Source organism: Pseudomonas inefficax (genome assembly GCF_900277125.1).
In the GTDB taxonomy this organism is placed as follows: domain Bacteria; phylum Pseudomonadota; class Gammaproteobacteria; order Pseudomonadales; family Pseudomonadaceae; genus Aquipseudomonas; species Aquipseudomonas inefficax.
Genome location: NZ_OPYN01000167.1, coordinates 37,205 through 46,119 on the forward strand (window position 1 = coordinate 37,205; position 8,915 = coordinate 46,119).

The 8,915-nt window shown below is 59.1% G+C and carries 17 protein-coding genes; 12 read left to right on the plus strand and 5 right to left on the minus strand.

Annotated elements, in window-relative coordinates; all coding sequences use genetic code 11:
• Positions 1–225 precede the first annotated feature (225 nt).
• The 3 genes from JV551A3_RS20285 to JV551A3_RS20295 are packed head-to-tail and all read right to left on the minus strand — an operon-like array spanning position 226 to position 897.
• A complete protein-coding gene (locus JV551A3_RS20285) occupies positions 226–405 on the minus strand; it encodes a hypothetical protein (RefSeq protein WP_133973782.1) in 180 nt (59 codons plus the stop codon).
• Positions 406–424: 19 nt separating this feature from the next.
• Positions 425–619 (minus strand): hypothetical protein, encoded by a 195-nt coding sequence (locus JV551A3_RS20290; RefSeq protein ID WP_085598710.1) that lies wholly within the window; start codon positions 617–619, stop codon positions 425–427.
• Positions 620–648: 29 nt separating this feature from the next.
• The gene (locus tag JV551A3_RS20295; protein WP_133973784.1) at positions 649–897 is read right to left on the minus strand and encodes a transcriptional regulator; all 249 of its coding nucleotides are present in this window, start codon (positions 895–897) and stop codon (positions 649–651) included.
• 96 nt (positions 898–993) lie between these two features.
• Here JV551A3_RS20295 and JV551A3_RS20300 point away from each other — a divergent pair, with 96 nt between their 5' ends.
• Together JV551A3_RS20300 and JV551A3_RS20305 are read left to right on the plus strand one after the other, a co-directional pair.
• Positions 994–1,836: a S24 family peptidase gene (locus JV551A3_RS20300; RefSeq protein WP_133973786.1), complete on the plus strand. Its 843-nt coding sequence runs from the start codon at positions 994–996 to the stop codon at positions 1,834–1,836.
• 39 nt (positions 1,837–1,875) lie between these two features.
• The gene (locus tag JV551A3_RS20305; protein WP_133973788.1) at positions 1,876–2,172 is read left to right on the plus strand and encodes a hypothetical protein; all 297 of its coding nucleotides are present in this window, start codon (positions 1,876–1,878) and stop codon (positions 2,170–2,172) included.
• A gap of 516 nt (positions 2,173–2,688) precedes the next feature.
• Here the strand turns inward: JV551A3_RS20305 and JV551A3_RS20315 are convergent.
• Both JV551A3_RS20315 and JV551A3_RS20320 read right to left on the minus strand, forming a co-directional pair.
• On the minus strand, positions 2,689–2,946 hold the full coding sequence (locus JV551A3_RS20315; protein WP_133973792.1) for a hypothetical protein: 258 nt from the start codon (positions 2,944–2,946) through the stop codon (positions 2,689–2,691).
• Between the two features lie 152 nt (positions 2,947–3,098).
• Positions 3,099–3,422: a DUF1654 domain-containing protein gene (locus JV551A3_RS20320; protein ID WP_133973793.1), complete on the minus strand. Its 324-nt coding sequence runs from the start codon at positions 3,420–3,422 to the stop codon at positions 3,099–3,101.
• Between the two features lie 886 nt (positions 3,423–4,308).
• Here JV551A3_RS20320 and JV551A3_RS20330 point away from each other — a divergent pair.
• From JV551A3_RS20330 to JV551A3_RS20375, 10 genes are all read left to right on the plus strand, one after another.
• Entirely contained in the window at positions 4,309–4,761 is a 453-nt protein-coding gene (locus tag JV551A3_RS20330) for a hypothetical protein (protein ID WP_235874618.1), read from the plus strand.
• Positions 4,762–4,780: 19 nt separating this feature from the next.
• Positions 4,781–5,200, plus strand: a complete 420-nt coding sequence (locus JV551A3_RS20335; RefSeq protein ID WP_133973799.1) for a hypothetical protein — start codon at positions 4,781–4,783, stop codon at positions 5,198–5,200.
• Entirely contained in the window at positions 5,197–5,400 is a 204-nt protein-coding gene (locus JV551A3_RS20340) for a hypothetical protein (RefSeq protein ID WP_133973801.1), read from the plus strand. Before JV551A3_RS20335 ends, JV551A3_RS20340 begins: the two co-directional genes overlap by 4 nt.
• Positions 5,397–5,612, plus strand: coding sequence for a hypothetical protein (locus tag JV551A3_RS20345; RefSeq protein WP_054883267.1), 216 nt, complete (start codon positions 5,397–5,399; stop codon positions 5,610–5,612). Before JV551A3_RS20340 ends, JV551A3_RS20345 begins: the two co-directional genes overlap by 4 nt.
• Before the next feature lie 288 nt (positions 5,613–5,900).
• Positions 5,901–6,335 (plus strand): hypothetical protein, encoded by a 435-nt coding sequence (locus tag JV551A3_RS20350; RefSeq protein ID WP_133973803.1) that lies wholly within the window; start codon positions 5,901–5,903, stop codon positions 6,333–6,335.
• A gap of 16 nt (positions 6,336–6,351) precedes the next feature.
• A complete protein-coding gene (locus JV551A3_RS20355; RefSeq protein WP_133973805.1) occupies positions 6,352–7,080 on the plus strand; it encodes a hypothetical protein in 729 nt (242 codons plus the stop codon).
• Positions 7,077–7,640 (plus strand): siphovirus Gp157 family protein, encoded by a 564-nt coding sequence (locus JV551A3_RS20360; protein WP_133973807.1) that lies wholly within the window; start codon positions 7,077–7,079, stop codon positions 7,638–7,640. The genes JV551A3_RS20355 and JV551A3_RS20360 overlap by 4 nt, the downstream gene beginning before the upstream one ends.
• A 7-nt stretch (positions 7,641–7,647) precedes the next feature.
• Complete coding sequence (locus tag JV551A3_RS20365; protein ID WP_133973809.1) at positions 7,648–8,160, plus strand: hypothetical protein; 513 nt, start codon at positions 7,648–7,650, stop codon at positions 8,158–8,160.
• A gap of 3 nt (positions 8,161–8,163) precedes the next feature.
• Positions 8,164–8,358: a hypothetical protein gene (locus tag JV551A3_RS20370; protein ID WP_133973811.1), complete on the plus strand. Its 195-nt coding sequence runs from the start codon at positions 8,164–8,166 to the stop codon at positions 8,356–8,358.
• Positions 8,359–8,399: 41 nt separating this feature from the next.
• Positions 8,400–8,912, plus strand: coding sequence for a hypothetical protein (locus JV551A3_RS20375; protein ID WP_133973813.1), 513 nt, complete (start codon positions 8,400–8,402; stop codon positions 8,910–8,912).
• Positions 8,913–8,915: the final 3 nt, after the last annotated feature.

Sequence of the window (8,915 nt, forward strand, 5' to 3'; positions counted from 1 at the left end):
TTTGTGGCGCAGCCCTGGAGAGGGCCTGTACATGAGGGAAGGAGGTATGCATAATCGTCCTCGAAGCAGTATTAGAAGAAACCGCCCCGCCAGGCGGTTTTTTTGTGCCCGGGGTTCGTACCGTGATAGTGCGAAGCCCATGGGCACCGATCCGCGCATGCGCGGAAAAAATGACGCCATTCCGGTTGCTCTGCCTGTAGTCAGGCCTTCCCTTTTCAGGGACTTTTAAGGCCGAGGCAGATGCCGGAGCTTCCCGGCGCCTTTAGGCCTCGTTTTCTCGAGGAGGCTTTCCCGTACTAACTGGACGGCGTACTGCTCGGGGGTCACCCCGGCTTTCATCGCCATCTCTTCAAGCTTTCGGTAGAAGCGCTCCTCGAGGCCGTGACAAATCAACGTTTCGGCCATGAGTCCCCCTTGCGGGCCTTCAGGCCGTGTGCGCAGTCTCGTTATCATCCTGAGCAATCAGCAGAGCGAGCTTCTCCTCTACACACATGCGCACGAACACAGCTGGTTGAAGGCGGTGAAGCTTTGCAACCGCCCTGACAGCCTCGTAGGTGTCCTCGTCGTAACGGGACTTAATCTCCCGGTCTTTCAAATGGCGGCTATCGTCGTAGCTCATTGAGTGGTGGCTCCTTGCTGGGAAAGTGGTTAAGCGGCGGAAAGCGCGTGGCTCGAATTGCTGTCGATCTGGTTCCACGGGAACGAAGGACACAGGTCGGCACGATTCACAGCGCCATTCGTAAGCACCTCAATCTGGAGTGCGCGCTTGGCTGGGACCGTGCGCTCTCCTGAACACCATTGGTTGACGGTCGGCGCCGCCACCTTCAGCCGGCGAGCCAATTCCGCCTGGCTGCCCAGCACGCGGGATGCTTCTTTGGCTGCTTCTGCTGATTTCATGAGTTCTCTCCTGGAGATTTACCGATGAATATAAGGCATTACCTTATTCGGCACAAGCCATTGCCTAACCAGCACCCCGATTGGCCTAATTAGGCAATGCTTACCGGACCAGAATTAGGCGCAGCCATTGAGGCTGCGCGGATCGCCAAGGGCGTATCGAAGAAACAACTAGCAGACGACTTCCAGGTGAAGCCTCCGTCGGTACAGGGCTGGGTGAAAAACGGCCGAATCGACAAGTCGAAGCTGATGGACGTCATCGCCTACTTCGCTGATGTCGTAGGCCCTGAGCATTGGGGGCTGCGCGCAGGCTTTACCTACGAGAGCCTGCCGGACGTCGCCTCAGTATCGGTTGAAGAACCGGCGCCCACCTCGGCTGCGGATATGGTTCGCAACATGCTCGCCAAACAGGGGAAGAACCTGCCGGAAAGTGCTCGCGCGCAGCTGATGGCAGCCGCTGAAGCGTCGGACCAGGGCAACGTAATCACCGTCGACTTCTCTCGCCCTGGGCTCGTCGGGGATGAGGTTCGGATTGCTCACTACGATGTGCGTGCGGCCATGGGCAACGGCCAGGCCACGCACGACTACCCGGAAATGCTCAAGGATATCCGCGTCAGCCCGAGCCATCTCCGCGAGTTGGGTGTTGAGTTCGAAGAGCACTTCCACTTGAAGGTGGTCACCGGCTGGGGCCAGTCGATGGAGCCCACCATCAAGCACCGCGACCCGCTTATTGTGAATATCAACGTCCGCGAATTCGTGGGCGACGGGATTTACCTCTTCGTCTGGGATGACCTGCTCTATATTAAGCGCCTGCAGGTGGCTGATGAGGAGCACTTCGAGATGATTTCGGACAACCCGCGGCATAAGGATCGGTTAATCCGCAGAGACATGACCTACATCCAGGCCAGGGTGCTGCTGGTCTGGAATGCGCATCTAGTCTGACCATTGAAACTAGCCGATCAGAATCAGGTAGAGGCATCCATGGAATACACCAGCAGCATGGCCGTCGAAACACTGCAGATCAGTGATAAAGACGTCAACAAGTACATAAATGAACGTATCGGCTCTAACGCATGCCCTTGCGGAAGCGGAGAGTTCGAATTAATCATTGACTCAGAAGCAACGCCATCTGTGATGACCATGAAGGACGTCCGAGACGAGTTCAATGAGCATTGGTTTTTTTGGCAAGCATGCAACCATTGCTCGCAATCTAAAATGATCGCCGCGTCGCGGGTGTGGGCATGGATCAAGGAGCAAAACTCGAAAAATGTCGACTAATATTCGAGCATTTCCTGGATCGGCTAGGGGTGACACTGGGTCCGGGGGCAGCCATACTGGCGGCAACGGAGGAGGATCAGATTTGGAATCTCGCGTAGCAGCATTGGAGAAAGCAATCCCGGACATCAGGGAGAGGCTGGCTCGCGTTGAGACAAAGCTGGACACCATCGAGAAGACAATGGCTACAAAATCCGATCTGGAAGCAGTTCGCCACTCTATCGCAACGGATGTTCAGAAGACTGTAGCTGATGCTACATGGCGTTTCGTGCAAATCTCTGTGGTCCTAGCCGGCCTAGCCTTCACTGCCGCAAAATTCATTGGCTAACCCCGCCGCAATTATAAGCCCGCATTTGCGGGCTTTTTCATGCCTTCACGCTTTTTTCACGCCCTACCCTGCACAGTTGAGACTCATCCGCTTCCCTACGTTAGCCCGCATAGCAGTGCGGGCTTTTCTTTGCCTGTGTTTTGCAGATGGCCGCATGAGCTGTCGGTGGCCGTTGCCAGGCTTGCCTATAATCAGGCGCGGATCACCTCAAGGCGATCCCGACCAGCCGGTGTAATGGCGTTCTCCCCTTCATCGCTAATGCGATACCGTCCGGACACCATCTTGGTTATTGAGAACCGGACCAGCTCGCTTTGGGATAAGGCTTCGCCAGCTTCGAAGCTCATTGCCTGCTCCAAGTCGAAGATTTTGATTTCTCCGATTTTGTAGCGGGCGAAGGCTACTAGAGCGTTATCCAATTCCTGTTGGCTGATCTTTCGAGCGACTTCCATTCGACCTCCCAGGTCATGAGAGTCCCGGTCCGTGGGATTGGGGGCAACGAACCGGGCGGTTTGTTGAAGGCGGACCGTACTACGCCTCCATAGAAGTCGCTACTGGCTTTCCATCCATGCTGGATAGGTGGGCAGGCTACTGATTCCATCCGCTAAAAAGGCGCCTCTTCCTCCACCCTCTCCTCTTCCCAGTCTTTCTCCACGACTAGGTCTCGATCGTCTGCGCTCTGCGGCTCCCACCGTACCGTCACGCTCTCGTCATCATTGAACGTCAGGTCCAGTTCTGGCGTTTCGGCCAGCAGGCCCATCACCTCCTCCCATTCCATGTCTCCATCCGTGTCCAGGCGATGGATCGTCACCCAGCGCTGAGCTTGCGCGATCGGGTGATTGATCATCGACGAGACCCGCAAGCCAAGGCGCTCCAGCCCGGTCATCTCCTGGCGAGCCTGCGGCGACGACTTCTTCTGTTTGGCCATTCCTTCCTCCGTTAACTGTACATCCATCCAGTATTAGGCGGAGCTTACCCGAGCCATCGAATGATGCAAGCCCGGATAGCAGATTAGGCACGCATGAAAAAGTTAGGCATTACCTATTTACAAGAATTAGGCATTGGCTTATCGTCCATCTCAAGCAGTCACTCACGAGTGACTGCAGAGGCCCTCTCAGGCCGCCGCTCTTTAACAGCCAGCGCCATGCCCGACTACCCGGCCCAGCCGGTTAGGTCACTCCCGGCTCCATCGGTGGGAGGTCAGTAAACCGATGAACAAAACCGCACTTGCCTCTACCGGCGACCGGCGATCCGACAGGCCCGAAAGCCTGCCCACGCGCAGCCCACTGCGACGGCGGACGAGGTGTTGACCGAACTGAGTGAATGACCTGGTAAGCGGGTGCGGAGAAACACAGATTTCACTGGCTGGCCTTGGCGACAGGGCCAGACGGGAAATCGATTGCTCAACCGGCGTCGCGAAGGCGAGTGAGCCAAAAATATTGAATCAGACACTTGCCTACTGGGTCAGGATTTATGAACGCAGTAAATCTGACGAGGTAACAGCAATGACTATCGAAGCAGAGACACTCGCTCAACTTACCGAAGCGCTCCAGGAGCGCGGAATGTACCTAGTTTCAGACATCGCATTTACCAGAGCGCCTTACCGGCATAACCACCGCTGGATCTGCATCGTGGAGTGACCATTCTCACTGCCGGCGGCTCAGAGTAGGCCTCTACCGCCGGCTCCTCTGCTACTTCACCCAGCTCCAGCCCCCCGTTTCTTTCCTACCCCCATCCCAACATATCGACCGCATTGGCAGGTGCCAGGCCACCTTTCACGGTGGGTTTGGTCACCCGCGCCTGGCTCCTGGCCAATGCGGTTGCAAATCGAGCAAATCAACATGAGCGAATTTGGTTACTGCGAAGGCGACATCTGCGCCCGAAAGGGCTGCAAGGGCGTCGTCAAAGAGCATGGCGTTGAGAACTGCAGCTGCCACATCAACCCGCCCTGCGGTTCGTGCACTGCTCCACGTGGCTACTGCGAAGCGTGCGGCTGGGAAGAGTCCGAAGACGAGATAGTCAACGACTACGTCGTCAGCGTGAACAAGGAGACCGGCGCCTACCGGTGCTGGGAGCCGCGTCCGCTTGACCCGACCAAGATCGACTGGCGCACCAGTTCTCACACCTACTCCTCGCAGATCTGCGAAGGCGTTTACCCAGAAGGAACAACCCGCGACCAAGTCGTGGAGAAAGTGCGCGGAACGTTCGGTGGCCGATTCGAAAGCTTCGGAAATGGCCGCTTCAAGTACATCGCATACACCGACTGACCACCACATGGAGGCGACCATGGGCGCACTTCGAGCAGCACAATGGCACTACGACAACCAGTTGCCTCCAGCGGTGAGCGCGAGCGCGGCCGAGGAAGCTGAGACACGCTGGATCGACGACGGCATTGCCGAGCTGATGGCGCGTCGTGACGTAGTGTTCCAGCGCAACTTCCGCCAGCGTGGAGTGACCTACGAGCGCTTCGCCCAAGCGGTGGATGAGTTCGTGATGGGCCAGCTTGGGCAGTCTGGCATCAGCAATTCGGTGCTAGGCCGTCTGGTCCTGGCCGCGCGCTGCAAGGTCACCAGCGATGCCGCGGCAGCTGCCGACGAAATCATGAGCGTGGCGAGCCCTGAAGTAGCACTACAGGAGATCGCCCGCCAGCTGCTCACGCCCTTCGCTAAGGAAGCAGTGCTGGCCCAGGCCGAGGACGCGGGATGAATCCTCACAGCGTGGCGGTCCGCGCCATTGAGGCCGCAATCGAGACGATGCTTTTGCCGGGCTCTGGCCCGGTAGAGGAAGCGAAGGCCGAGACGATGGTCGTCGCCTACTTCTCCATCCTCGTCATCGACTCCAACGAGTTCAAACACTACTGCGAGCGCATTCGGCGCATTGCCGAACGACGCAAGGAGGCTGCATGACAACTCCAGTTTTCCCTTCGCTGATTGACGACCAGGTGGCCGAGGTCGCCCAGGCCGTGCCAGACGATCGAATCCTGCTGGTGTTCAAGGGCCTGACCATGGAGGACGCCATGAATCAGGCGCGACTGGCTCACATCGAGAACCCGGCAGCTTGGTCGGGCCGTGCCTACCTCTGCGGCATGTGCACGCTGGCCTACGAGGTTCGGGCGTGACCTCCTACCAGCAGGCCCGTCGCCTGGTCACCTGGCGTGGCTCCTTCTCCATGCTCTTCGCCTGCACCTTCTTCATGCTCGCCAGCGCACTGGCCGGCAGCATCACTTCCTGAACACACACCCGAGCCCGGCGGGCCCTTAGGGGATAACCGGACCGACCCGGAGCGTAAGCGGCGAGAGCGCGCAACCATCCACCGCAGCCAGGGCCTGGAGCGTACCTCCGTGCCTGGGTGACCTGGCATTTCCCCTTTCAACTGACGGCGCCGGCCTGGCGCGAGGTGTATCCCAATGTCCGAATTAACTATCAACGTCGACGACTACCTGAGCGAGTCGGATAAGCGTCGGATCGTGACCGATGCCTTCAGCTCCGCCGCAGCCGCCCATGCTCAGAAAGACTTCGAGCGCATCATCAGCAACTCGGCCTACTACCTGGTTGGCGAGATCGTCGACCAGCACTTCGACGGCAACATGGTGGCCACGCTGAAAGACAAAGCCATCAGCGTCATCAACAACCTGTCTTCGTCGACGGTGTTCAGCCCGCCGAACGCCTGGGATCGCGCAGCGAGCAAGGGCTTCGAGCATATGCAGTCGGCCCTCGACGAACTCAAGCCGATGATCCACCAGCGCGTGCACGACCTCATCGCTCGGTACAGCAGCGAGGAGCTGCGCAGCCTGATCGAGGAGCAGATCGGCGACGCAATCATCAAGAAGCTGACGGCGTAAGCTGCTGGAGCCTGAAATGACCAACAACATGAGCATCTGGGAAAAGGTCCAGACGACCGACACCCGATTCACCAAGGACGCCAAGGTCGGCGGCCAGCAGATCACCAGCCTGAACGGCACCGCCATGATCATGAAGGCCACCGAGGTTTTCGGTCCGGCCGGCATCGGCTTCGGCTGGAACGTGGTTGAGGAGCGCTTCGACAAGGGCGCCGAGATGTTCAGCGGCGAAGGCGACAAGCGCGTCAGCTTGGGCTTCGAGCTCAATCACACCATCAAGATCAAGTTCTGGTTCGTGCTGGAAGGCCAGCGCGGCGAGATCGAGCAGTACGGGTGCACCCAGTACCTCTACAAGTCGAAGTACGGCACCACGACCGACGGCGAGGCGCCGAAGAAGTCGCTGACCGACGCCATCAAGAAGGCCCTGTCCATGCTGGGCTTCAGCGCCGACGTGTTCCTTGGCATGTTCGACGATGAGAACTACGTTCAGCAGCTCCAGGCCGAGCAGGCGATCGAACAGGCTGAGGACCGCCAGGCCGAGATCGAACGCCAGCAGCAGGAGCGCCTGGACTTCATCAAGGACACGATCGAGACCATGCAGAAGGCGGTGACTCCGCATGAGCGCAAGAAGATACACGACCACGCTGTGCGCAAGCTCATCGGCCGCAAGGACGAAAAAGGTGCCGCACGCATCTCCCTTGAACTGAAGAACCTAGAAGCCGGCAAACCGCAGGAGGCCGCAGCATGACGCAACTCTACGCACTCACTGGCCAGATGGCCGAACTCGCCGCCATGTGTGACACCGACGATGAAGGCCTCAAGCAGGCCATTCAGGACACGATGGCCGGCATCCAGGGCGAGTTCGAGGTGAAGGCCGACAACATCGTCATGTTGCGCCTGAACATCGAGGGCGACATCAGCGCGATCGACGCGGAAATCGACCGCCTCAACGAACTCAAGCGCATCAAGGCCAACAGCGTGACGGCCATCACCGACTACCTGCGCCGGAACATGGACGCGGCCAACATCAAGACGATCAAGCGCCCGCTGTTCACCATCAGCCTGGTCACCGGCAAAGAGAAGGTAGTCGTCGACAACGAACAGGCGGTACCGGATGAACTGACGTCTGTGGTGACCAAGATCGCACCTGACAAAAACGCAATCGCCGCAAAGCTCAAGGCCATTCGCGAGCACAACGAAGCCGTGCGCAAGCGCATGGCCACCGGTGAGGACTGCGAAGACGAACTCATCCGCGAGCCAAGCTGGGCGCATCTGGAGCGCGGCGATAGCTCGATCCGCATCAAGTGAGGTGAGCATGAACCAATCAATCGACCTGGAGGCCGCAAAAGCAGCCTTCTTCTCGTCTGGCGGCCAGCTCATCGTGCTGGAGGGCTTCACCTACCGGCCGCTGCCGCAGCGCAAGCACCCGGAGCCCAAGCCGAAGCGAGCCAAGCCTACTGCGCATAAGTCGGAACACCCGCAGCAAAGCCGCGCCAGAACTCGCGCTGCGCAGATCGCAGAACTCGCCAAGACCATGACCTGTGGCGAGGTAGCGAAGCTCCTTGGCGAGACCAAGGGAGCGCTTTGGGGCGTAGCCGCTCGCGAAGGATTCAGGTTCTGCAAACCGCCGCGCCAGGTGCAGCCAGTGAAGGACGCCGCCGCTCAAGAGGCTGCTGATCGAGAGCTGGCAGATCGGATCATCGCCTTGCGCGACGATGGTATGTCCCGCTGCCGGGCAACTGCAGTACTCGGAATCGGAAATCGCAAGCTGGAGCGGATCCTGGCGGCATTCAAGATCAGCTTCCCGCTTCAGCGGTATCGGGGATAGGCCATGAGCGACCACGGCGAGCACCCCAGCGTCTACTACCTTGGCCGGGAATGCCGCCGCAACGGTGGCGGCAAGATGGCCAACCCATTCGCTTTTCACACGTTCCACGGCTCTTGGTTCTTGGCCGGCTGGAACGACATGGATCTTGAGATTGAACAGAAAAATCCGAAGCGCGCTGCAAAGAACAAGGCGGCGTGAGCAATTCAACCTACCGCCCAGCGGATTGAAGGAGGTGCCGTATGGCGATGGACCAGGCAGAGCGCGACCGGCGCCGACGCGAGAAGTCAGCAAAGCACCAGGAAGAAGACCTGCGCTTGAAGGTTCGACCAGGGACTAAGCAGGCCCTGCTGGAGCTGATGGAGTGGGCCGGGATCCAAGAACAGGGCGAGGCGATGACGCTGATGATTCATCACATCGAAGCGCTCGGGCATCACGCTCTGTTACGGATCGCGCGCCACGAAATCGAGGGTCACCGAACTGTGGTGCGGACCGAGCCGCTGCGGCTGTCAGCCAGGAAGCGAACCGGGCAGCATCTGCGCGCCATATGCGGTTGGGCAGGCGCCACCTACAGCCAGATGATCGAGGCGCTGATCCACGGCATCCACGCACTGGGCAGGCTGCACGCGGCGAAGTTTCTCACCCCGCCGCGGCACGAGATCAGCATCTCGCCGCGCCTGGCCCTGGCATTCGACCGGAAGAGTATGCTGATGATCCAGCAGGATCCCGGGGACGAAATTTTGAAGCCTCGGTGACGA

What these genes read in the sequence shown, in the direction of transcription:
- JV551A3_RS20285 (WP_133973782.1), bottom strand. Translation starts at nt 405, where the DNA reads ATGGCCGAAACGTTGATTTGTCACGGCCTCGAGGAGCGCTTCTACCGA.
- JV551A3_RS20290 (WP_085598710.1), bottom strand. Translation starts at nt 619, where the DNA reads ATGAGCTACGACGATAGCCGCCATTTGAAAGACCGGGAGATTAAGTCC.
- JV551A3_RS20295 (WP_133973784.1), bottom strand. Translation starts at nt 897, where the DNA reads ATGAAATCAGCAGAAGCAGCCAAAGAAGCATCCCGCGTGCTGGGCAGC.
- JV551A3_RS20300 (WP_133973786.1), top strand. Translation starts at nt 994, where the DNA reads ATGCTTACCGGACCAGAATTAGGCGCAGCCATTGAGGCTGCGCGGATC.
- JV551A3_RS20305 (WP_133973788.1), top strand. Translation starts at nt 1,876, where the DNA reads ATGGAATACACCAGCAGCATGGCCGTCGAAACACTGCAGATCAGTGAT.
- JV551A3_RS20315 (WP_133973792.1), bottom strand. Translation starts at nt 2,946, where the DNA reads ATGGAAGTCGCTCGAAAGATCAGCCAACAGGAATTGGATAACGCTCTA.
- JV551A3_RS20320 (WP_133973793.1), bottom strand. Translation starts at nt 3,422, where the DNA reads ATGGCCAAACAGAAGAAGTCGTCGCCGCAGGCTCGCCAGGAGATGACC.
- JV551A3_RS20330 (WP_235874618.1), top strand. Translation starts at nt 4,309, where the DNA reads ATGCGGTTGCAAATCGAGCAAATCAACATGAGCGAATTTGGTTACTGC.
- JV551A3_RS20335 (WP_133973799.1), top strand. Translation starts at nt 4,781, where the DNA reads ATGGGCGCACTTCGAGCAGCACAATGGCACTACGACAACCAGTTGCCT.
- JV551A3_RS20340 (WP_133973801.1), top strand. Translation starts at nt 5,197, where the DNA reads ATGAATCCTCACAGCGTGGCGGTCCGCGCCATTGAGGCCGCAATCGAG.
- JV551A3_RS20345 (WP_054883267.1), top strand. Translation starts at nt 5,397, where the DNA reads ATGACAACTCCAGTTTTCCCTTCGCTGATTGACGACCAGGTGGCCGAG.
- JV551A3_RS20350 (WP_133973803.1), top strand. Translation starts at nt 5,901, where the DNA reads ATGTCCGAATTAACTATCAACGTCGACGACTACCTGAGCGAGTCGGAT.
- JV551A3_RS20355 (WP_133973805.1), top strand. Translation starts at nt 6,352, where the DNA reads ATGACCAACAACATGAGCATCTGGGAAAAGGTCCAGACGACCGACACC.
- JV551A3_RS20360 (WP_133973807.1), top strand. Translation starts at nt 7,077, where the DNA reads ATGACGCAACTCTACGCACTCACTGGCCAGATGGCCGAACTCGCCGCC.
- JV551A3_RS20365 (WP_133973809.1), top strand. Translation starts at nt 7,648, where the DNA reads ATGAACCAATCAATCGACCTGGAGGCCGCAAAAGCAGCCTTCTTCTCG.
- JV551A3_RS20370 (WP_133973811.1), top strand. Translation starts at nt 8,164, where the DNA reads ATGAGCGACCACGGCGAGCACCCCAGCGTCTACTACCTTGGCCGGGAA.
- JV551A3_RS20375 (WP_133973813.1), top strand. Translation starts at nt 8,400, where the DNA reads ATGGCGATGGACCAGGCAGAGCGCGACCGGCGCCGACGCGAGAAGTCA.